Source organism: Enterobacter sp. 237C8 (assembly GCF_034106865.1).
Taxonomy (GTDB): Bacteria; Pseudomonadota; Gammaproteobacteria; order Enterobacterales; family Enterobacteriaceae; genus Enterobacter; species Enterobacter asburiae_B.
On record NZ_JAWNDF010000001.1, the window covers coordinates 1,183,882 to 1,205,383 of the forward strand.

Consider the following 21,502-nt stretch of genomic DNA (forward strand, 5'->3'; position numbering starts at 1 on the left):
ATGGACTTTTCCCGCTTTTTCATCGACAGGCCGATCTTTGCCGCGGTGCTGTCGATTCTGATTTTTATCACAGGGTTAATCGCCATTCCGCTCCTGCCGGTGAGCGAATATCCTGACGTCGTGCCGCCAAGCGTGCAGGTGCGCGCGGAGTACCCGGGCGCCAACCCGAAAGTGATTGCCGAGACGGTGGCAACGCCGCTGGAAGAGGCGATCAACGGCGTTGAGAACATGATGTACATGAAGTCCGTCGCGGGCTCCGACGGCGTGCTGGTCACCACTGTCACCTTCCGTCCGGGTACCGACCCGGATCAGGCGCAGGTGCAGGTGCAAAACCGCGTCGCGCAGGCCGAAGCGCGTCTGCCGGAAGACGTGCGGCGCCTGGGCATTACCACCCAGAAACAGTCCCCGACGCTGACGCTGGTGGTGCATCTGTTTTCGCCCAACGGTAAGTACGACTCCCTGTATATGCGTAACTACGCCACGCTGAAGGTGAAGGACGAGCTGGCGCGCCTGCCGGGCGTCGGCCAGATCCAGATTTTCGGCTCGGGTGAGTACGCGATGCGCGTCTGGCTGGATCCCAACAAGGTGGCGGCCCGCGGGCTGACCGCGTCGGACGTGGTGACGGCGATGCAGGAGCAGAACGTGCAGGTATCCGCCGGGCAGCTTGGCGCCGAGCCGCTGCCGAAAGAGAGCGATTTCCTGATCTCCATTAACGCCCAGGGCCGTCTGCATACTGAAGAAGAGTTCGGCAATATTGTCCTGAAAACGACGCAGGACGGTACGGTGGTCCGCCTGCGCGACGTGGCGCGTATCGAAATGGGGTCCGGCAGCTATGCGCTGCGTTCCCAGCTGAACAACAAAGACGCGGTCGGGATTGGTATCTTCCAGTCGCCTGGGGCGAACGCCATTGATTTGTCTAACGCGGTGCGCGCGAAAATGGACGAACTGTCCACGCGCTTCCCGGCTGACATGAAGTGGGCGGCACCTTACGATCCGACCGTATTCGTGCGCGACTCCATCCGTGCGGTGGTGCAAACGCTGCTGGAAGCGGTGGTGCTGGTAGTGCTGGTGGTGATCCTGTTCCTGCAAACCTGGCGCGCGTCGATCATTCCGCTGATCGCGGTGCCGGTTTCGGTGGTGGGTACCTTCAGCATTCTCTACCTGCTCGGCTTCTCGCTGAATACCCTGAGCTTGTTCGGGCTGGTGCTGGCCATCGGCATCGTGGTGGACGACGCCATCGTGGTGGTGGAAAACGTCGAGCGAAACATAGAAGAGGGGCTTGCTCCGCTTGCGGCGGCGCATCAGGCGATGCGCGAAGTGTCCGGGCCGATTATCGCGATTGCGCTGGTGCTGTGCGCGGTGTTTGTGCCGATGGCGTTTCTCTCGGGCGTTACCGGTCAGTTCTACAAGCAGTTTGCGGTGACGATCGCGATTTCCACGGTCATCTCCGCCATTAACTCGCTGACGCTCTCTCCGGCGCTGGCGGCACTGCTGTTAAAACCGCACGGCGCGCCGAAAGATTTCCCGACCCGGCTTATCGATCGTCTGTTCGGCTGGATTTTCCGTCCGTTTAACCGCTTTTTCCACCGCAGCTCGAACGGCTATCAGGGGCTGGTGGGCAAAACGCTGGGACGACGCGGCTCGGTATTTGTGGTGTATCTGCTGCTGCTCTGTGCCGCTGGCGTGATGTTTAAAGCGGTGCCCGGCGGGTTTATTCCGACGCAGGATAAGCTGTACCTGATTGGCGGCGTGAAGATGCCGGAAGGTTCGTCGCTGGCGCGCACCGACGCGGTGATCCGCAAAATGAGCGAAATCGGGATGAATACCGAAGGCGTGGACTACGCGGTGGCGTTCCCGGGGCTGAACGCGCTGCAGTTCACCAATACGCCGAATACCGGGACGGTCTTCTTTGGCCTGAAGCCGTTCGACCAGCGCAAACATACTGCGGCGGAAATAAACGCGGAGATTAACGCGAAAATCGCGCAAATTCAGGAAGGCTTTGGCTTCTCCATTCTGCCGCCGCCGATTTTAGGGCTGGGTCAGGGGTCGGGCTATTCTCTGTACATCCAGGATCGCGGCGGTCTGGGGTATGGCGCGCTGCAAAACGCGGTGAACACCATGTCCGGCGCGATTATGCAGACCCCGGGAATGCACTTCCCGATCTCAACCTACCAGGCTAACGTTCCGCAGCTGGACGTGCAGGTCGACCGTGACAAGGCGAAAGCGCAGGGCGTGTCGCTGACCGATCTTTTCGGTACGCTGCAAACCTATCTTGGCTCGTCGTACGTGAATGACTTCAACCAGTTCGGCCGTACCTGGCGCGTGATGGCGCAGGCCGACGGGCAGTTCCGCGACAGCGTTGAAGATATTGCGAATTTGCGCACCCGTAATAGTCAGGGCGAAATGGTGCCGATTGGCAGTATGGTGAAAATCACGACCACCTACGGCCCGGATCCGGTGATCCGCTACAATGGCTACCCGGCGGCGGATCTGATTGGCGATGCCGACCCGCGCGTGCTCTCGTCTTCACAGGCGATGACGCAGCTGGATGCCATGTCTAAGCAGATCCTGCCAAACGGGATGAACATTGAATGGACGGACCTGAGCTTCCAGCAGGCGACGCAGGGCAACACGGCGCTGATCGTCTTCCCGGTCGCGGTGCTGCTGGCGTTCCTGGTCCTGGCGGCGCTGTATGAAAGCTGGACGCTGCCGCTGGCGGTGATCCTCATCGTGCCGATGACCATGCTCTCCGCGCTGTTTGGCGTCTGGCTGACCGGTGGCGATAACAACGTCTTCGTGCAGGTGGGGCTGGTGGTGCTGATGGGGCTGGCGTGTAAAAACGCGATTCTTATCGTGGAGTTTGCCCGCGAGCTGGAAATTCAGGGTAAAGGCATTATGGAAGCCGCGCTGGAGGCGTGCCGCCTGCGTTTACGTCCGATTGTGATGACCTCCATCGCCTTTATTGCCGGGACCATTCCGCTGATCCTCGGCCACGGCGCGGGCGCAGAAGTGCGCGGCGTCACCGGGATCACGGTCTTCTCCGGGATGCTGGGCGTGACGCTGTTTGGTCTGTTCCTGACGCCGGTGTTTTACGTGACGCTGCGTAAGTTCGTGACGCGCGGGAAAAAAGAGGAAAGGGACGTTCTGCCCGCATAGGGACGCTGCAGATAATAAAAAACCGCCTTCATTGTGAAGGCGGTTTTTTTACATCTGAATGCAGGCCGGGTTAGCGCAGCGCCACCCGGCAAGATCGTTAAGACGTTTTTTGATACTGGGCAATAAGGTCCGGGAGGGGATCCCATCCGCTGCTATCGGCGTTTTTAACCGCTTCCAGGGCGCTTGCCACGGTATGGCGGGCCAGTACCGCTAACGAAGCCTCCTCGGCTTCTTCGGATATCGATTTGAAGTACCAGCAGGCGTTAGCGCTGACCACGCAGCGGGCCGGCACGTCAGGGCGCGAGGCCCACAGCTTTTTATCTTCGATGACCGAAAGGTAGATGTCGCGCAGGGTGATCTCTTCCGGCGGGCGACCAAGATGAATTGAGCCGTTACGGCCAAGCGTTGAGACGATAATGCCGTCACGCGTCAGCGGAACCATCAATTTGCGGATGAAGCTCGGGTTCGCTTCCAGGCCGTAGGCCAGAATCGCACTCGTGGAACGTTCACCCAATTGCTCCGCCATCGCTACGCTGAGAACCATCTGCAAAGCTGTCGGGAAGCGGTAATCTAACATTTCTCTGTCCTGGGTTGCGGTGAATCTTGTTCTTTTTGGCACCGCAGAGGTGAATAAGCAATAAACAACAATATAACAAATACGGTAATTATTTTGAAGCAATCTGCGGCATTTGCGATCGAACTCCCTGTTCTGATTTAGCAAAACGTGCGGTTCGGGAAGTCAACCGTCACCATCAGGCCACCTTCAGCGGAAGTACTCAGGTTTACGCTGCTGTTGTGTTGCTGCGCCACCGCTTTGACGATGGCAAGCCCCAGCCCGCTCCCGCTTTGCACCTGATTGGGATCGCGGAAAAACCGGTCGAACACGCGCTCGCGCAGTTCAACCGGAATACCGGGCCCTGCATCTGAAACGCGAAGCCGCGCGAAGCCATCTGCTATGCAGACATCGACCTGAATTCGCCCGCCCTCGGGACTGTACTTCACGGCGTTCTCAATGAGGTTATCAATAAGCGATACCAGGCGTTCCCTGACGCCGGGGATCCAGATGTCATCCTCGGCGAAGAATTCCAGCTCAATCCTGCGCGCAGACGCCAGCGGTTCCAGCTCGGCCATTCGCTCCTGGATGAGCGTCGTCAGCGGCACGGTCTCCATTTCCGTATCAATGCGCGCTTCGCTGTGCATCATCAGCAGCAGCTGGTTGACGAGACGCGCTGCCCGGCTGTTGCTGCGAATCACCCCCGCAAGCAGTTCCTGCTGGCTCTCGCTAATGACCCAGGACTGCAGCGCTTCCACGTTGATGCGCATCGCCGCGAGGGGCGTACGCAGCTCGTGCGCGGCATCCGCAATGAAAACACGTTCCCTTTCCGCGCTTTCACGCACCCTGGCAAGGAAGTCATTGATCGCATCCACCATCTGGCGAAGCTCCCTGTGTCCGGGAACGGCTTTTAAAGGGGAGAGATCGTCAGGCGTGCGTAGCGTAATTTCATTGACCACCTTGTTCCAGGGGCGCATCGCAATGCGGATTGACAGCCACGCGGGAAACAGAAGAAAAGGGAAGCAGACCAGCAGCGGCATGATGTAGTAGCCGCGCGAGTTCAGGTAGATAAAGAAGTTCCAGCCGCCGGCCGGGGTGAAAAGGGTAACCTCCACGTCGGAATGAGCGGATTTAAGGGTTCGGCTGGTCCAGGTACGACCATCGCTCTGAACACGCTGCATTTCCCCAAACCGGGTGTTGGTTACCCCCGTTGGAGCATCAGGCGATGAAAAAATAATCGCGTTATTTTTGCGCACGATGAAGTTGATTGACAGCGCGGGATCTTCGCCGCCGCCATAGCCCTCACGGAGCGCCTTGCTAAAGGCTTCCAGCACCGCGGTGCGATCCTGCGGGTGTTCGTCCATCCGCTCGACCAGGGTAAAAAGGGTGTCGTAGGTATGACTGCCCGTAAGGATGGGAGGGCTGCGCAGGTCCTCCCACAGAATAAAGGTTAAAAATAGACACCACAGCAGGGTAAGCAGCAGCAGCTGGGCGATAATAATTCGCCGTACCAGCGTTGGGCGTCTCAGGTGGTACCAGACGTTTTGCATTACCCTGTCACCTTCTGGACTGAAACGGTATCAATGACATACCCGACGCCCCGCACCGTTCGCACATAGCCATCGCCGATTTTTCGCCGCAAATTTCCCATATGCACGTCGAGCGCATTGCTGAGGTTCTCTTTGTTGCCGAATATCCGTTCTTCCAGAAACCGTCGCGTAATCACGCGGTCAGCGCGCAGCATCAGCGTTTCCAGCAGCGCATATTCACTCGCCGTCAGGTCTACGTGGCGCGCGCTCACCGTCACGCGGCGCGTCGGAACATGAAGCGATAAGCCTCGGATTTCTATCGCCTCATTTTCGAAACCGTAGCTGCGCCGCGCCAGGGCTCTCACCCGCGCCAGCAGCTCGGCGAGAATAAATGGCTTGACGAGATAGTCGTCCGCACCGGCATCCAGCCCGCACAGCCGGTCCTGCAGCGTACCTCGCGCCGTCAGAATGATGACCGGGATCCCCTTGAGCTGCTGACGCAAACGCGCCATCAGGCTCATGCCGTCGCCGTCGGGCAGCCCCAGGTCGAGCAAAATAAGTTCCGGCACGCAGACGTCCAGCTGATGCAGCGCATCCTCTTTGCGGCGAACCCATATGACGTCAAACCCTTGATCGGAGAGGGCGATACGTACGCCGTTGCCGAGATCCAGGTCGTCTTCGATTAGTAGAATTTTCACACTGGTAACTGTATCAACCGTGAATGAAGAACTTCTTAAGAAAAAAACGGTATCAGGAAACCTGCCCGGTTTACAGCGTCGGCTCGCGCTTCAGTGTTTCTTCATGTTCGGCTCATAAGAACCTTAGGGTCGGTATTCAAAATGGGCGTTCTGGCGGTTAACCGCATGCATCGTCATCATTTGAATCCAGAAGGGCTTCTTTAATGAGAAACATCGAACTGCGTCATACATTCCCCCATTTACTTCCGGGCCGCAGCCTGAAAAACATCGTGCCGGGCGTCGTTCTGGCGTTACTGGCTACGCCCGTACTGGCGGCAGAACAGAGCCAGGGTAACGTCTTAACCCTGGGGGGCGGCGTGGACGTCGCGCCGCGCTACTCGGGTTCAGATAAAACCCGCGTTTCCGCAGCTCAGGTGGTGGAGTACGCCATGGCAAACGGCTTCTTTATCGGCACCACGCGAGGGATCGGTTACGGCAACAACTTTGGCAACCTGGATTACAGCGCCGCGCTGAGCTATCGAGTTGGGCGTAAAGATAAAGACGTGAGCAGCGATTCCATCAGCTCCGGCAGCGACGAGCTGCGGGGAATGGGCGAGATAAAAGGCTCGGCAATCGTTGTGCCCGGGCTTGAGTACAGGGTGACCGACTGGCTTCACCTGCAGCTGCAGGCAGAGGTTCCGGTTTCTGAGAGGGACAACGGTGAAGCGGTGCATTTCGGCATTTCCAGCCCGTTCTATACCTCACCAAAAAATGAGGTGACGCTGGCGCTGACCGGCAGCTGGGGATCCGACAAGTACATGCAGACCTACTACGGGGTCAGCGCCGCTCAGTCGAGCGCATCGGGCTTTGCCCGACATGACGCCGGGGCGGGAATTTATGGCTACTCGATGAATCTTGACTGGACCCACAGGCTCACCTCGCGCTGGAGCGTCCTTGCCTCAGCGGGCGTTACGCAGCTGACGGGGGATGCGAGTGATAGTCCCATTGTGCAACGCAAAACATCGCCCACGGGGAGTTTGAAGGTGACGTACAGTTTTTGATTGTGGGCTGCGGTGGCTTAACGTTTTGAGCAGGCACTTGCGGTAATTAAAGCCGCTCCGGTTGAGATGGCGGGGCGGTTCCCTTTGCAGAAAGTTACAGCACTGCAGACGTGGTTGACGGATTTATCTAAAGCTCCATTGTGCCGTAATGACAAACACGGAAGGTATGATAATACCCACATCCATTCCAAAATAAGACGTAAAATTATACTGGAACCCATGATATATATAGGGCGAAAATCCTATCCCCGTTGCTTTTTTAAAATCATGGTATGAACCATGGTCACCACAATCATCGAAAGTATCAAAGAAAAATTCACCTACATATCCATAGATTCCTTTAAAAACCCAACCGTTATCCCATCCAGCCCAGTCTCTTCTTACGCCGGCAGCCAGGCATCTGTCATTAAAGCTGTTTTTCATTGTCCCTAGCACAAGACTGTATTTCGACGTATCCGAGAATTTCCTCTCCACGGATATGAACTTATTTTCAAAGTTCTCCGTGTATTGTCCTCGATTATGGGTCAGATGATAAACGTATGAGCCGGTGTTTATTGAATACAGATTTATTTCATCTGCAGAGCAATGCAACGTAAAAAGATAAAAACTTCCGCACCACAGCCATGTGGGGCATCTTTTCCGATCTGTCTGCTTATGTGGAATATTATCCATATTCGCTCACTTTGGCTAACGTACTGAAATTATAAGGACTGTTTTCGGTCTTCAGCTGGATAAATTTTAGCATACATACCAAAACTCGAGATATTCACGTCACGGATTGGGGGCTGAAATTACGATAGGACATGTTCTGAGAACCCTTACCCCACGCGCTTACAGGAGCGAAAATCAGCCTTTTGCCGCCGCTAAAATCATAGCCTCTGAGGTATAATCGCTGTTCAGAAAACGGCAAAGAGGATGTGACAAGATGCTGACTTATATCACTATAGGTACAAAGGATCTTCAGCGCGCCGCGGCGTTTTATGACGCGATTTTTAACGTGCTTGGCTATTCACGTTTGCCTGCCTGGACCGAGGACTGGGCAATGTGGGGAGATGAAAATAATCCAGATGAGGGGTTTAGCTTCTGTATTTGTCCTCCGTTTGACCGACAACCCGCAACGGCGGGAAACGGGACAATGTTCGCATTCCGTGCAGCTAATGCGGAGCTAGTCAGACGTTTCCATGCCGCAGGCCTTCTTGCGGGAGGGAGGAGTGAAGGCATGCCAGGGACACGAACCGCATACGGCCCCGATTTTTATGTTGCCTATCTACGCGATCCTGACGGGCATAAGCTGGCATGCGTTTTTCAGCATTATTCTCCTGAAGCCGATACGTTCCCGGACGAAGAATAGTCACAAGCGGTCGTTTTTGAACTATGTTTAACACCAGTCAGAATAATAAATAGTTCAACTGTTATTAGATTCTGAACAGTGGCGCCTTAATCCGGAGCATTTGAAAACCAGAACCTCACTGAGAAGTGTGCCAGCATGATGTGGCTAATATCCCTATCCGGAGAACAATGTGTTCGGAGAACAATTGTTAAACTACATGCCAGGTTTACAAACTTTGTTAGCCTACGATAAAAGCTGGCTAAAACATGATGTTAAAGCTGGCTTATCCGTTGCGGCTGTCGCGCTACCCGTGGCTATTGCTTATGCTGAATTGGCAGGTGTTGGGGCAATAGTGGGGCTCTATTCCTGCGTTTTACCGATGATAGCGTATGCACTCTTTGGTTCTTCACGTCAGCTTATTGTGGGGCCTGATGCCACGACCTGCGCGGTGATTGCGGCCGTCGTGTTTCCTCTTTCTGCAGGTAATTCCGAACTGCACTGGCAGCTGACCATCATCATGACGTTGATGATGGGCGGATGGTGCCTGCTTGCCAGTAAATTTCGTCTGGGCGCACTTGCCGATTTACTTTCTCATCCCATCCTCACGGGTTTGCTTAATGGCGTTGCCGTGACGATTATTGTCGGGCAATTAGGCAAGGTGTTGGGGATAAAACTCGACGAAGCGCAGGTTATTGAGAAAATAATGGCCTTGCCAGGCCGTCTTTCAGACAGCCATTTATTAACCGTTGGCATATCGCTTTTAACGTTAATTATTTTAATGGCGATCAAAACGTATCGCAGCCACTGGCCAGCACCGTTGATTGCCATTGTGATGACAACGCTACTGGTATGGGCGACATCTGCACAACAGTACGGTATTGCCACTATTGGGGGGGAAGGCTTCCAGCCTGGTTTACCCGTCGTTAACTGGGGCGCGTTCCAGCCCGGTCCGATGCGTGATTTAGTGATCCCGGCGCTGAACCTGGCGTTGGTCAGTTTTGTCAGCCTGATGCTGACCGCCCGCAGTTTCGCCGCGAAAAATGGCTATGAAATTAATGCTGATGCAGAGTTCAGAGCGCTGGGTATTGCGAACATTATGTCTGGGTTATCTCAGGGGTTTGCTATCAGTGGTGCCGATTCCCGCACCGCGGTTAATGATTCAGTGGGTGGGAAAAGCCAGCTGGTTTCCATCGTCGCAGCCTTACTCATCGGTATCGTGGTGGTGTTTTTCACTCAGCCATTACAATTTATTCCGGTATCTGCATTAGGTATTGTTCTGATGTACGCATCCTGGTCATTAATTGATCTGCGCGGGTTATGGAATCTGAGGCGAAGAAATAAACAGGCATTTCGCCTGGCCTTCTTCACGTTTGGCTGTGTGTTAATTATCGGCGTTATCCAGGGGATCGGCCTTGCGGTATTGCTTGGCCTGTTACAGTTCCTGCGTACGGTGTTTCGTCCCTCCGAGCATTTACTGGGAACTGACGAAAATGGAATGATTCACTCATTAGGGAATACAACCGATATTAAAATGGTTCCGGGCGTGCTGATGTATCGATTTAACTCCCCGTTGACCTATTTTAACGTGGCTTATTTTAAACGCCGGGTATTGAACCTGGTTGATGGTGCAGCAGTACAGCCTAAATGGGTGGTCATTGATGCCGTTGCTTGCTTCACCTATTCAGATATCAGCGTTCTGGCAACCATAAATGAGTTAAAGCGCGATCTGAAAGGTCGAGAGATTACGTTAATCCTTGCGGGCAGAAAAACGGAATTAACGCGCTGGTTTAAAGATAGCCGGCCAACGATGAATGATGATGACATGATTCTGGCGCCAGACCTCTATCTGGCACTTCGGTTCATTCAAAGCAAGGAGAGTGCGAGTGAATCAGGTGGCGAGGTATAAGCTAAAGGCTTGCCCGCCACCCGCGAGCAAGCCACACCCTTAGCGATACAGCGTCTTTTCCGTAACCGGAATAAGCAGCCCGGATCGCCAGTCCGCGAGCGTCAGCTGCGCAAGCCTGCCCAGCGCGGTATAAAACGGATGCCCGGCGTTGTCGACAAACACCGACAGGAAGCGGGTGCTCCACGGCAGCAGGTGCCACGCCAGAAGCTGATTGCACTCCGGCTCGCGGCCGTTCTCGGCCAGCCACGCCGCCAGCAGCAGCAACGTACCGAAATGATCTTCCGGCTCATTCTGCTGCATCTCAAACGCGATATTGTTCTCCCGCATCCATTGGCGCAGCGCGAGGGTCGAGTCGCCAAACAATACGGATTCACGGTCCAGCCAGACGGAACCCCACGGCGGAGCGGGTAGGGCATACGGACCAATAAACAGCCGTTGCCAGGCGTCCGCCAGCGGCTCATCGGAAGATGAAGCAAACGTATCGGCAACGGGCTGCAGCGTTTCCGAAGGCAGGGGCCAGTCCTGAACCCATTCGCCAGCGGTGAGCGCTTTCACCAGCGGCGCGGCCTGCTCGCTGTCGGGAGCGAAATAAAACAGCGCGCCCAGCACCCGGGCGCTGAACGCGAACGATTCATGATGTGAGACGTCTTTCATTAAACTTTCCTTGCTCGCGCGGATGACGCCCGCGCGACTGTGTTAACCGATAATAGTGACCACAGAATAAACCAGGGTCTCGCGTTTCACCCTCTACACCTTCTCAATCTGCACCAGATTGGTGTGCTGCGGGTTGCCTTTTGCCAGCGGAGAAGGTCGATGGGTCGTCAGCGTATTGATGCATGAGCCGTGATCGATACGATCGCCATTCATATTGGCATCATGCCACGCTCCCTGGCCCATGGCGCTCACGCCGGGCATGATGCGTGGCGTGACTTTCGCTTCAATTCGCACCTCGCCGCGATCGTTAAATACGCGCACCGTATCGCCGTTCTTGATGCCGCGTTTTGCAGCATCGACAGGATTAAGCCACACCTCCTGGCGACAGGCCGCTTTCAGCACGTCGACGTTACCGTAGCTCGAGTGGGTACGGGCCTTGAAGTGGAAGCCGAACAGCTGCAGCGGGAACTGCGAGCGCTCGGGCGCATCCCAGCCGTCAAAGGTCGACGCGTAGACGGGCAGAGGGCTGATGGTCTCATCTTTTGCCAGCTCCCAGGTAGCCGCAATCTCCGCCAGCTTGCTGGAGTAAATTTCAATCTTGCCCGAGGGCGTTTTCAGCGGATTGGCTTCCGGGTTCTCGCGGAATTTTTTATAGGCCACAAAGTGTCCGTTCGGATCTTTACGCTTATAAATGCCCATTTTTTTCAGCTCGTCATAGGACGGCAGTTTAGGATCTTTTTCCAGCATTTTGGCATACAGATACTGCAGCCACTGTTCCTGCGTGCGTCCTTCGGTGAATTTCTGATGGATATCCGGCCCGAGGCGTTTCGCCACTTCGCTCATCATCCAGTAGATCGGCTTACGCTCGAACTTCGGCGCGGTCACGGGCTGGAGGAAAATCAGGTAGCCCATGTTGCCGGCATAATCGTTAGGAATAATGTCTTCCTGCTCGACGGTCATCAGGTCCGGCAAAATAATATCGGCGTACTTCGCTGACGAGGTCATGAAGTTGTCGATGACGACAATCATTTCGCATTTACTTTCGTCCTGCAGGATATCGTGGGTTTTATTGATATCGGAGTGCTGGTTGATGATGGTGTTGCCCGCATAGTTCCAGATGAACTTAATCGGCACGTCCAGCTTATCCTTACCGCGCACGCCGTCGCGCAGGGCGGTCATCTCCGGCCCGCGGGCGATGGCGTCCGTCCAGCTGAAGCAGGAGATTTGCGTTTTGACCGGGTTATCCGGTATCGGCATACGTTCGATGGTAATGGTGTAGGTCGACTCGCGCGCGCCGCTGTTACCGCCGTTGATTCCTACGTTTCCGGTGAGGATCGGCAGCATGGCGATGGCGCGCGACGTCAGCTCGCCGTTCGCCTGGCGCTGTGGCCCCCAGCCCTGGCAGATATAGGCCGGTTTCGCGGAGCCGATTTCACGAGCAAGCTTGATGATGCGATCCGCGGGAATGCCGGTGATGCGTGAGGCCCACTCCGGCGTTTTCGCCGTGCGGTCATCGCCCTGGCCGAGAATGTACGCTTTGTAGTGGCCGTTAGCGGGCGCGCCTTCCGGCTGCGTTTTTTCGTCGTAGCCAACGCAGTATTTATCCAGAAACGGCTGGTCGACCAGGTTTTCGTCGATCAATACCCAGGCAATACCCGCCACCAGCGCGGCATCGGTACCCGGACGGATTGGGATCCATTCATCTTCGCGTCCGGCTGCCGTATCGGTATAGCGCGGGTCGATGACGATCATGCGCGCATTGGATCGCTTGCGGGCCTGCTCCAGATAATAGGTAATCCCGCCGCCGCTCATGCGGGTTTCCGCCGGGTTATTGCCGAACATCACCACCAGTTTGCTGTTTTCAATATCCGAGGTGCTGTTGCCATCGTTGCTGCCGTAGGTGTAGGGCATCGCGCAGGCGATTTGCGCCGTGCTGTAGGTGCCGTAGTGGCTCAGGAAACCGCCGTAGCAGTTCATCAGGCGCGCCACCAGCGAAGCGTAAGGGGAGGAGCGGGTGATATTGCCGCCGACAATCCCGGAGGAGTAGTTGATATACACCGCTTCGTTGCCGTATTTGTCGACCACGTCTTTCAGGCTGGCGGTGATGGCGTCAAGCGCTTCATCCCACGTGATGCGCTCGAACTTGCCTTCTCCGCGTTTGCCCACGCGTTTCATAGGGTAGTTGAGACGATCGGGATGATTGATCCGACGGCGAATAGAACGACCGCGCAGGCAGGCGCGCACCTGATGGTTACCGTAAATATCTTCACCGGTGTTATCGGTTTCGACCCAGTACACTTCGTCGTCGCGGACGTGCAGACGCAGCGCGCAGCGGCTGCCGCAGTTGACCGAGCAGGCGCCCCATACCACGTTATCTTCAGCAGGCTGGACGGCGTTCTTCACCGCCGCGGCGGCGCTTTTTAAGCCGAAAGGAAGCGAGATCCCGCCGGCGGCCAGCGCCAGAGAACCTATTGCCGTGGATTTCACGAGAGTTCGACGGCTAATTCCGCCGTGATGTTCAGTATCGGACATGGCTCACCCCATCATTATAATTACGTATTATTTTTCCCGAAATGATAACCGGGCTAATGATGGGGTGAGTGTTACTGATTTGGGGGTATTAAATCTTAATCCTCATCAAATCAAAGGGGATTGAGGGTAAATTACTGCGCTTCAGAAGCCCCGTTGCCTGTACGGGTGTACAAAATTTTAAAGGTGTCGTTGGCGCAGTGGCCTACCACCTGCGTGCCCGCCTGGTCAGCCTGATCGTTCGGCACAATGCTCAGCGTAAAACCTGATTCAGGCACGCCGTTGTTGATAATTTTCTGCTGAATGTCGCTTTTCACGCGCTCGCAGGAATCCGGTGCCGCCAGCGCGGCCGTTGAGGCACTCATTAACAGCAGGGCGGTAATCCAGGGTAACCGTTTCATCTCTAGCTCCTTTTCTCTGTGTAGAGATTAATTTTAGCAGGCTTCGTGTAAACAACTGTATTTGCTAATATGATTGGGAATAATCTCCCTGTACGGTAATAAATGTGAAGAAATACGCAGCGATAACGCTACTGGCAGCAACACTGGTGGGGTGCGACAACAGCTCCGCGCCGCTGTCGTTTACGCCCGAGATGGCGAGTTTCTCGAACGAATTTGATTTTGATCCGCTGCGCGGCCCGGTGAAAGACTTCACCCAGACGCTGCTCAACGAGAAGGGCGAAGTGTCCAAACGGGTGACTGGCACCGTGTCGGCGGAAGGGTGTTTCGATACCCTGGAACTGCACGACCTGGAGGCCAATACCGGCGTGGCGCTGGTGCTGGATGCCAATTACTACCTTGATGCGGAAACCCAGCAGCGCAAAGTGAAGCTGCAGGGGAAATGCCAGCTGGCCGAACTGCCGTCAGCCGGGATAACGTGGGATACCGACGACAACGGTTTTGTGGTGGCGGCGCACGGCAAAGAGATGGAAGTGAAGTATCGCTACGATGCGGATGGCTACCCGCTGGGCAAAACCACCGTCTCGGGGGATCAGCACCTGTCCGTCCAGTCGACGCCGTCTAAAGACGTTCGCAAAAGAATGGATTACTCGGCAGTGAGCATGTTGAATGACAAGCCGCTGGGCAACGTGAAGCAGAGCTGCGACTACGATCGACACAATAATCCGGTGAGCTGCGACCTGACGATCACGGACGATAGCGTCAAACCTGCCGTTGAGCACAAATACACCATCAAAAACACGATTGAATACTACTGAGAGTAAAACCGCGCAGGTTACTGCGCGGTCGGTTTCAGCAGGCTGGCGCCTGACGGCTTGTGTCCGGCCAGGTGCTGATGCTGGAAGATGCACATGCGAATGGTATTGCGGTATTCGCCGTTGATAAAGAATTCGTGAATCAGCTCGCCTTCCACCATAAAGCCCAGCTTGCGGTAGATATGGATCGCTTTCTCGTTCTCTTTATCCACAATCAGGTAAAGCTTGTAGAGATTCAGAACGTTGAATCCGTAATCCATTGCCAGCTTCGCTGCCCGTGAGGCAAGGCCTTTTCCCTGATGCTCAGGGGAAATAATGATCTGAAACTCCGCCCGACGGTGAACATGGTTGATTTCAACCAGCTCCACAAGACCGGCTTTTTCGCCTTCACACTCCACCACAAAACGACGTTCACTCTGATCGTGAATGTGCTTATCGTAGAGATCGGACAGCTCAACAAAGGCCTCGTACGGCTCTTCGAACCAGTAGCGCATTACGCTGGCGTTATTGTCGAGCTGGTGGACGAAGCGCAGGTCTTCACGCTCCAGCGGGCGAAGCTTAACGTCGCAGGGCGCCGACATTACGGGGCTACCGTACGGCCAGTGCGGCGATCCAGGCAGCGCAGGGTGTTTGGCTCCCAGTAGGCGTTGACGTTTGCACTTTGCTGACACTTATCGCGCGCGTCAAAAGCGACATCTTCTTTGTCCCACTCTTTCTCAGCACGTTTGTTGACCTTGTGGCGAAGGCTGCGGGTGTCATTCCATTGTTCTTTGTCCATAGCGGCGTTCTGGCGGCTTTGCGCGCTGTCACCAGACTCAATAATGAGCTTGCTGGTTTCCGCTGTCGCAGAGGCGGCAAAGGCGAACGATGACAGCGCCAGCAGGGCTGTCAGACAAAGGCGTTTGCTTAATGTGGTCATAGCGTTTCCTTTTAAACGGGTGCAGATAATCAAGTTACCCTGAACAGATTCTACACCAAAGCGAAAAGACGGCATACCCGCGGTGCAAGTATGGGAAAGTAAAGGATATCATCAGGTATGATGTCTAAATAAATCCTCACCTGACGTGAAATATGCTCAAAACGACGCTGCTTTTTTTTGCCACCGCGCTATGCGAAATCATCGGCTGCTTCCTGCCCTGGCTCTGGTTGAAGAAGGGGGGATCCGTATTGCTTCTCATCCCGGCAAGCGTCGCGCTGGCCCTGTTTGTCTGGCTGTTAACGCTGCATCCGGCCGCGAGCGGCCGCGTCTACGCCGCTTACGGTGGTGTCTATGTCTGTACCGCGCTGCTGTGGCTACGCGTGGTGGACGGCGTCAAGCTCAGCGCGTACGACTGGGCCGGCGCGCTGATTGCCCTGTGCGGAATGCTGATTATTGTGGCGGGATGGGGGCGGGCCTGAGGCCCCGGTTTTGTGATCGTTAGCGGATTTTATGATCATTATACTTGTATGGTAGTCTGGTTAGTGGGTAAGTTTCCAGCATCACAACGAATGATGTAAGGAAAGGAATTATGAAGATTGTCGCGGCTGACGTGTATGTTACCTGCCCGGGGCGGAACTTTGTCACCCTTAAAATCACCACCGATGAGGGGATTGTCGGCCTCGGTGACGCTACGCTGAACGGGCGTGAACTCTCCGTGGCTTCCTACCTGAAAGACCATCTCTGCCCGCAGCTGATTGGCCGCGATGCGCACCGTATCGAAGACATCTGGCAGTTTTTCTATAAGGGCGCCTACTGGCGTCGCGGCCCGGTCACTATGTCGGCCATCTCCGCCGTGGACATGGCGCTGTGGGACATCAAAGCCAAAGCGGCCAACATGCCGCTCTACCAGCTGCTGGGCGGCGCATCCCGCGAAGGGGTGATGGTCTATTGCCACACGACCGGCCACACGATTGACGACGTGCTGGAAGATTACGCCCGCCATAAAGAGATGGGCTTCAAGGCAATCCGCGTGCAGTGCGGGGTGCCGGGTATGAAAACCACCTACGGCATGGCCAAAGGGAAGGGACTTGCCTACGAGCCTGCGACCAAAGGCGACTGGCCGGAAGAGCAGCTCTGGTCCACCGAAAAATACCTCGATTTCACACCGAAGCTGTTCGACGCGGTGCGCAGTAAATTCGGCTTCAATGAGCATCTCCTGCATGATATGCATCACCGCCTGACGCCAATCGAAGCGGCGCGCTTCGGCAAGAGCATCGAGGAATTCCGCATGTTCTGGATGGAAGATCCAACGCCTGCGGAAAACCAGGCCTGCTTCCGCCTCATTCGCCAGCACACCGTCACGCCAATTGCCGTGGGCGAAGTGTTTAACAGCATCTGGGACTGCAAGCAGCTCATCGAAGAGCAGCTCATCGACTATATCCGCACCACCATTACCCACGCGGGCGGGATCACCGGGATGCGTCGCATCGCGGACTTCGCCTCGCTCTATCAGGTGCGAACCGGTTCGCACGGCCCGTCGGATCTCTCGCCGGTATGCCACGCCGCCGCGCTGCATTTCGACCTGTGGGTGCCAAACTTTGGCGTCCAGGAATATATGGGCTATTCCGAACAGATGCTGGAAGTCTTCCCGCACAGCTGGCGCTTTGATAACGGCTATATGCATCCGGGCGACAAGCCGGGGCTGGGTATCGAGTTTGATGAAAAACTGGCGGCGAAATACCCCTACGATCCGGCCTATCTGCCGGTGGCCCGTCTTGAAGACGGCACGCTGTGGAACTGGTAAACGAGGAGCGAACGATGAAAAGCGTAGTGATTCAACAGCCGAACGAACTGGTGATTGAAGAGCGGCCACTCCCGGCGCCAGGTGCAGGTGAAGTTCGCGTCAAAATCACGCTGGCGGGGATCTGCGGTTCGGATAGCCACATCTATCGCGGCCATAACCCGTTTGCGAAATATCCACGCGTCATCGGCCATGAGTTCTTTGGCGTGATTGACGCCGTAGGCGAGGGGGTCGACAGTGCACGTCTGGGCCAGCGCGTCTCGGTCGATCCGGTGATCAGCTGCGGACACTGCTATCCGTGTTCCGTCGGAAAACCGAACGTCTGTACCTCGCTGGTGGTGCTGGGCGTACACCGCGACGGGGGCTTCAGCGAATACGCGGCGGTACCCGCTAAAAATGCCTGGCCTATCCCCGATGACATTCCGGATAAACACGCCGTTATGGTGGAACCTTTCACCATCGCCGCCAACGTAACGGGGCAGGCCAACCCCATCGAGCAGGACGTCGCACTGGTTTATGGCGCAGGGCCGATGGGGCTGGTCACCGTGCAGGCGCTGAAGGGCGTCTATAAGGTGAAGCAGGTTATCGTGGTTGATCGCATCGACGAACGCCTGAAAATGGCCCAGCGCAGCGGCGCGGACTGGGTGTTGAATAACGGCGAGCAGTCGCTGCAGGCCGCACTGGAGGAAAGGGGGATCAAACCGACGTTAATCATTGATGCCGCCTGTCATCCGGCGATTTTGCAGGAGGCGATTACCCTGGCCTCTCCGGCGGCGCGCATCGTGCTGATGGGGTTCTCCAGCGAGCCGAGCCAGATTGTCCAGCAGGGCATCACCGGCAAAGAGCTGGCGATCTTCTCCTCGCGCCTCAATGCCAACAAATTCCCGGTCGTCATCGACTGGCTGAAAAAAGGGCTGATCGACCCGGAAAAACTGATCACTCATGCCTTTGACTATCACCATGTAACAGACGCCATTGAACTGTTTGAGAAAGACCAGCGGCAGTGCTGCAAAGTCTTGCTCACGTTCGGGCAATAATCCTTTACGCGGTTAAGAGCCTGCGCAGACAGGCTCTATGTGGTACGCATCTTACCCTTCAGAGATAGCCATTATGACGCAAGCACAACCTCAAAGAACCACCTCCGATCTGGTGAAAGCCGCCGTTTCCGGCTGGCTGGGCACCGCCCTGGAGTTTATGGACTTTCAGCTTTACTCGCTGGGGGCAGCCCTGGTCTTTCACGAGATCTTTTTCCCGGAACAGTCAGCCGCGATGGCGCTGATCCTCGCGATGGGGACCTACGGCGCAGGCTATATCGCACGCATTGTCGGCGCCTTTATCTTTGGAAGAATGGGCGACAGCATTGGTCGTAAGAAGGTGCTGTTTATCACCATCACCATGATGGGGATCTGCACCACGCTGATTGGCGTCCTGCCGACCTACGCGCAGATCGGGATTTTTGCTCCCGTTCTGCTGGTGACGCTGCGTATCATCCAGGGCCTGGGGGCCGGGGCTGAGATCTCCGGGGCCGGGACCATGCTGGCGGAGTACGCGCCGAAAGGCAAACGCGGCATTATCTCCTCGCTGGTGGCGATGGGCACTAACTGCGGGACGCTGAGCGCCACGGCGATCTGGGCGGTGATGTTCTTTGCCCTCGACCGTGAAGAGCTGATTGCCTGGGGCTGGCGCGTGCCGTTCCTCGCCAGCGTCGTGGTGATGATTTTCGCCATCTGGCTGCGAATGAACCTGAAAGAGAGCCCGGTCTTTGAGAAAGTGAACGATGCCCAAACCGTACAGCCGGACACCTCGCTGGGTTCAATGGTGAAAAGTAAATCCTTCTGGCTGGCGACCGGCCTGCGGTTTGGTCAGGCGGGCAACTCGGGCCTGATCCAGACGTTCCTCGCCGGATATCTGGTCCAGACGCTGCTGTTCGATAAAGCCATCCCGACCGATGCGCTGATGATAAGCTCCATTCTCGGGTTTATCTCCATTCCGCTGCTGGGCTGGCTTTCCGATAAAGTAGGGCGCCGTCTGCCGTACATTATCCTCAATATCTCCGCCATTCTTCTCGCGTACCCGATGCTGTCGATCATCGTCGATAAGAGCTATGCGCCGGGGACGATTATGCTCTCTATCATCGTTATCCATAACTTCGCCGTACTGGGGCTGTTTGCGCTGGAAAATATCACCATGGCTGAGATGTTTGGCTCGCGAAATCGCTTTACTCGCATGGCTATCTCGAAAGAGGCGGGCGGTCTGGTGGCGGTGGGCTTTGGTCCGGTGCTGGCGGGGATCTTCTGCAACATGACCGGCTCCTGGTGGCCGATCGTCGCCATGCTGGTGGCTTATTCCGTGATTGGGCTGGTCTCGGCGATCCTGATGCCGGAAGTGCGCGACCGTGATTTGAGCGCGGCGCAAGACGCAGCGGAATCCGCGCCAGAAGAGAGCGTGGGTTACGGCGCGGTCTCCTCGCGGCGCTAGTGGTTCATAACTTACGTGACCTGTCACACAACTCTGACTTTATGTCACACCACATGAGCAAAAGTTAATATAAATCAAAATCTCAAACGGCAGTATCAGTATGGTTGATGGCAGTTATTTTTTTACCCCGGCTGCCATTCTAGTTGGTGTAGTCAGCAGGCGCTGCCGCTTCAGAGGAGCGGCAGCGGTCCACGGCTTTCAAATTAACGAGTCTTAATCATGGAAAACACCTTATTACAGGCCAACGCGACGCTGCCTCAGTACGATCGCGACAGCCTTCAACCACGGATTGTTCATCTGGGTTTTGGCGCCTTTCACCGGGCGCACCAGGCGGTATACGCCGACATCCTCGCCGCTGAGCACGGCAGCGACTGGGGCTACTGTGAGGTTAACCTGATTGGCGGCGAGCAGCAGATTGCCGATCTGAAGGCGCAGGATAACCTCTACACCGTGGCGGAGATGTCTGCCGACGCATGGACATCCCGCGTGGTTGGCGTGGTTAAAAAAGCGCTGCATGCGCAGGTTGACGGGCTGGAAAGCGTGCTGGCGGCGATGTGCGAACCGCAGGTGGCGATTGTCTCGCTGACCATCACCGAGAAAGGGTACTGCCATTCACCGGCGACAGGACAACTGATGCTCGATCACCCGTTTATCGTCGCCGACCTGCAAAACCCGCACCAGCCGAAATCCGCGCCGGGCGTGGTGGTGGAAGCGCTGGCGCGTCGCAAAGCGGCGGGTCTGCCCGCGTTTAGCGTGATGTCCTGCGACAACATGCCGGAGAACGGACACGTGATGCGCAATGTGACCTGCGCGTACGCCCGGGCCGTAGACGGCGAGCTGGCGGACTGGATCGAGGCTAACGTCACCTTCCCGTCAACCATGGTGGATCGCATCGTGCCGGCGGTCACGCCCGATACGCTGGATAAAATTGAGCAGCTGACCGGCGTGCGTGACCCGGCGGCAGTCGCCTGTGAACCGTTCCGCCAGTGGGTGATCGAAGATAACTTTGTGGCAGGACGTCCCGAGTGGGAAAAGGCCGGAGCCGAGCTGGTGTCAGACGTGATCCCGTTTGAAGAAATGAAGCTGCGCATGCTCAACGGCAGCCACTCGTTCCTGGCGTACCTGGGCTATCTGGCCGGCTACCAGCATATAAACGACTGTATGGAAGATGAGAACTACCGCCTCGCCGCGCGCGCGCTGATGCTTAACGAGCAGGCGCCCACGCTGAAAGTGAAGGGCGTTGATTTAGGTCGCTATGCCGATCTCCTGATAGCTCGCTACAGCAACCCGGCCCTGCGCCACAGGACATGGCAAATCGCGATGGACGGCAGCCAGAAGCTCCCGCAGCGTATGCTGGACTCCGTGCGCTGGCACCTGGTGCACCAGACGCCTTTCCCGCTGCTGGCGCTGGGGGTGGCTGGCTGGATGCGTTATGTCGGCGGCATTGACGAGCAGGGTAACGCCATCGACGTGAGCGATCCGCAGCTGGCGGTGATTCAGGCGGCGGTGAACGGAAGTGCGGAAGGCGAAAGCCGGGTCAATGCGCTTCTCGGCATTGAGGCCATCTTTGGTAACGAGTTACCGCAGGAGCCGCGCTTTGTGGCTGCGGTGATGGCCGCGTACCGGTCGTTGCTGCAAAAAGGCGCGAAAGCGACCGTCGCGCAGTACGCGTCTCAACGGTAGTTCAGCACATGCC

At 56.2% G+C, this 21,502-nt stretch carries 19 protein-coding genes; 10 read left to right on the forward strand and 9 right to left on the reverse strand.

All coding sequences use genetic code 11. From position 1 onward, the window contains the following. Nucleotides 1-3,156, forward strand: a complete 3,156-nt coding sequence (gene oqxB / locus USF70_RS05865; RefSeq protein WP_047061712.1) for a multidrug efflux RND transporter permease subunit OqxB — start codon at nt 1-3, stop codon at nt 3,154-3,156. Nucleotides 3,157-3,253: 97 nt separating this feature from the next. On the opposite strand, the gene USF70_RS05870 is transcribed toward oqxB, so the two are convergent. The 3 genes from USF70_RS05870 to USF70_RS05880 form a co-directional block, all read right to left on the reverse strand. Continuing rightward, the gene (locus USF70_RS05870; RefSeq protein WP_029739386.1) at nt 3,254-3,733 is read right to left on the reverse strand and encodes an RrF2 family transcriptional regulator; all 480 of its coding nucleotides are present in this window, start codon (nt 3,731-3,733) and stop codon (nt 3,254-3,256) included. A gap of 137 nt (nt 3,734-3,870) precedes the next feature. Further along, entirely contained in the window at nt 3,871-5,259 is a 1,389-nt protein-coding gene (locus USF70_RS05875; RefSeq protein ID WP_047061713.1) for a sensor histidine kinase, read from the reverse strand. Continuing rightward, complete coding sequence (locus tag USF70_RS05880; RefSeq protein ID WP_048980503.1) at nt 5,259-5,936, reverse strand: response regulator transcription factor; 678 nt, start codon at nt 5,934-5,936, stop codon at nt 5,259-5,261. The genes USF70_RS05875 and USF70_RS05880 overlap by 1 nt, the downstream gene beginning before the upstream one ends. A 203-nt stretch (nt 5,937-6,139) precedes the next feature. Here USF70_RS05880 and USF70_RS05885 point away from each other — a divergent pair, with 203 nt between their 5' ends. Then, entirely contained in the window at nt 6,140-6,976 is an 837-nt protein-coding gene (locus USF70_RS05885; protein WP_320735384.1) for a MipA/OmpV family protein, read from the forward strand. A gap of 123 nt (nt 6,977-7,099) precedes the next feature. Here the strand turns inward: USF70_RS05885 and USF70_RS05890 are convergent, their stop codons facing one another. Next, entirely contained in the window at nt 7,100-7,648 is a 549-nt protein-coding gene (locus USF70_RS05890; RefSeq protein WP_320735385.1) for a hypothetical protein, read from the reverse strand. 253 nt (nt 7,649-7,901) lie between these two features. Here USF70_RS05890 and USF70_RS05895 point away from each other — a divergent pair, with 253 nt between their 5' ends. Further along, entirely contained in the window at nt 7,902-8,327 is a 426-nt protein-coding gene (locus USF70_RS05895) for a VOC family protein (protein WP_219939570.1), read from the forward strand. Between the two features lie 169 nt (nt 8,328-8,496). After that, nucleotides 8,497-10,212 (forward strand): SulP family inorganic anion transporter, encoded by a 1,716-nt coding sequence (locus USF70_RS05900; RefSeq protein WP_320735386.1) that lies wholly within the window; start codon nt 8,497-8,499, stop codon nt 10,210-10,212. Between the two features lie 39 nt (nt 10,213-10,251). Here the strand turns inward: USF70_RS05900 and dmsD are convergent, their stop codons facing one another. The 3 genes from dmsD to USF70_RS05915 all read right to left on the reverse strand — a co-directional run bounded on the left by dmsD (nt 10,252) and on the right by USF70_RS05915 (nt 13,796). Continuing rightward, nucleotides 10,252-10,866, reverse strand: coding sequence for a Tat proofreading chaperone DmsD (gene dmsD / locus USF70_RS05905; protein WP_320735387.1), 615 nt, complete (start codon nt 10,864-10,866; stop codon nt 10,252-10,254). Nucleotides 10,867-10,959: 93 nt separating this feature from the next. Next, entirely contained in the window at nt 10,960-13,398 is a 2,439-nt protein-coding gene (gene ynfE, locus USF70_RS05910) for a selenate/tellurate reductase subunit YnfE (RefSeq protein ID WP_320735388.1), read from the reverse strand. Between the two features lie 131 nt (nt 13,399-13,529). Next, a complete protein-coding gene (locus tag USF70_RS05915) occupies nt 13,530-13,796 on the reverse strand; it encodes a DUF1161 domain-containing protein (protein ID WP_320735389.1) in 267 nt (88 codons plus the stop codon). Nucleotides 13,797-13,900: 104 nt separating this feature from the next. On the opposite strand from USF70_RS05915, the gene USF70_RS05920 reads away from it, so the two are divergent. After that, nucleotides 13,901-14,611 (forward strand): YnfC family lipoprotein, encoded by a 711-nt coding sequence (locus USF70_RS05920; protein ID WP_033145401.1) that lies wholly within the window; start codon nt 13,901-13,903, stop codon nt 14,609-14,611. A 17-nt stretch (nt 14,612-14,628) separates the two neighbouring features. On the opposite strand, the gene speG is transcribed toward USF70_RS05920, so the two are convergent. Together speG and USF70_RS05930 are read right to left on the reverse strand one after the other, a co-directional pair. Continuing rightward, on the reverse strand, nt 14,629-15,189 hold the full coding sequence (gene speG / locus USF70_RS05925) for a spermidine N1-acetyltransferase (protein WP_023311549.1): 561 nt from the start codon (nt 15,187-15,189) through the stop codon (nt 14,629-14,631). Then, a complete protein-coding gene (locus USF70_RS05930; protein ID WP_023311550.1) occupies nt 15,189-15,527 on the reverse strand; it encodes a DUF1283 family protein in 339 nt (112 codons plus the stop codon). The genes speG and USF70_RS05930 overlap by 1 nt, the downstream gene beginning before the upstream one ends. A 152-nt stretch (nt 15,528-15,679) precedes the next feature. Between USF70_RS05930 and USF70_RS05935 the strand changes: the two genes are divergently transcribed. The 5 genes from USF70_RS05935 (at nt 15,680) to USF70_RS05955 (ending at nt 21,489) form a co-directional block, all read left to right on the forward strand. Further along, the gene (locus USF70_RS05935) at nt 15,680-16,006 is read left to right on the forward strand and encodes a YnfA family protein (protein WP_021241222.1); all 327 of its coding nucleotides are present in this window, start codon (nt 15,680-15,682) and stop codon (nt 16,004-16,006) included. 110 nt (nt 16,007-16,116) lie between these two features. Next, entirely contained in the window at nt 16,117-17,331 is a 1,215-nt protein-coding gene (gene manD, locus USF70_RS05940) for a D-mannonate dehydratase ManD (protein WP_232938162.1), read from the forward strand. Nucleotides 17,332-17,345: 14 nt separating this feature from the next. Then, on the forward strand, nt 17,346-18,365 hold the full coding sequence (locus USF70_RS05945; protein ID WP_033145403.1) for a Zn-dependent oxidoreductase: 1,020 nt from the start codon (nt 17,346-17,348) through the stop codon (nt 18,363-18,365). A gap of 73 nt (nt 18,366-18,438) precedes the next feature. Beyond that, entirely contained in the window at nt 18,439-19,806 is a 1,368-nt protein-coding gene (locus USF70_RS05950) for an MFS transporter (protein ID WP_214538359.1), read from the forward strand. A 219-nt stretch (nt 19,807-20,025) separates the two neighbouring features. Next, nucleotides 20,026-21,489 carry a mannitol dehydrogenase family protein gene (locus USF70_RS05955; RefSeq protein ID WP_320735390.1) on the forward strand — a complete coding sequence of 488 codons (1,464 nt, stop codon included), beginning with the start codon at nt 20,026-20,028 and terminating at the stop codon, nt 21,487-21,489. Nucleotides 21,490-21,502: the final 13 nt, after the last annotated feature.

Excerpts from the sequence above, each read along its gene's own strand:
- USF70_RS05885 (WP_320735384.1), top strand. The coding sequence starts at position 6,140 with ATGAGAAACATCGAACTGCGTCATACATTCCCCCATTTACTTCCGGGC.
- USF70_RS05935 (WP_021241222.1), top strand. The coding sequence starts at position 15,680 with ATGCTCAAAACGACGCTGCTTTTTTTTGCCACCGCGCTATGCGAAATC.
- speG (WP_023311549.1), bottom strand. The coding sequence starts at position 15,189 with ATGTCGGCGCCCTGCGACGTTAAGCTTCGCCCGCTGGAGCGTGAAGAC.
- USF70_RS05870 (WP_029739386.1), bottom strand. The coding sequence starts at position 3,733 with ATGTTAGATTACCGCTTCCCGACAGCTTTGCAGATGGTTCTCAGCGTA.
- USF70_RS05895 (WP_219939570.1), top strand. The coding sequence starts at position 7,902 with ATGCTGACTTATATCACTATAGGTACAAAGGATCTTCAGCGCGCCGCG.
- oqxB (WP_047061712.1), top strand. The coding sequence starts at position 1 with ATGGACTTTTCCCGCTTTTTCATCGACAGGCCGATCTTTGCCGCGGTG.
- ynfE (WP_320735388.1), bottom strand. The coding sequence starts at position 13,398 with ATGTCCGATACTGAACATCACGGCGGAATTAGCCGTCGAACTCTCGTG.
- USF70_RS05915 (WP_320735389.1), bottom strand. The coding sequence starts at position 13,796 with ATGAAACGGTTACCCTGGATTACCGCCCTGCTGTTAATGAGTGCCTCA.
- dmsD (WP_320735387.1), bottom strand. The coding sequence starts at position 10,866 with ATGAAAGACGTCTCACATCATGAATCGTTCGCGTTCAGCGCCCGGGTG.
- USF70_RS05955 (WP_320735390.1), top strand. The coding sequence starts at position 20,026 with ATGGAAAACACCTTATTACAGGCCAACGCGACGCTGCCTCAGTACGAT.
- USF70_RS05875 (WP_047061713.1), bottom strand. The coding sequence starts at position 5,259 with ATGCAAAACGTCTGGTACCACCTGAGACGCCCAACGCTGGTACGGCGA.
- manD (WP_232938162.1), top strand. The coding sequence starts at position 16,117 with ATGAAGATTGTCGCGGCTGACGTGTATGTTACCTGCCCGGGGCGGAAC.
- USF70_RS05890 (WP_320735385.1), bottom strand. The coding sequence starts at position 7,648 with ATGGATAATATTCCACATAAGCAGACAGATCGGAAAAGATGCCCCACA.
- USF70_RS05930 (WP_023311550.1), bottom strand. The coding sequence starts at position 15,527 with ATGACCACATTAAGCAAACGCCTTTGTCTGACAGCCCTGCTGGCGCTG.
- USF70_RS05945 (WP_033145403.1), top strand. The coding sequence starts at position 17,346 with ATGAAAAGCGTAGTGATTCAACAGCCGAACGAACTGGTGATTGAAGAG.
- USF70_RS05950 (WP_214538359.1), top strand. The coding sequence starts at position 18,439 with ATGACGCAAGCACAACCTCAAAGAACCACCTCCGATCTGGTGAAAGCC.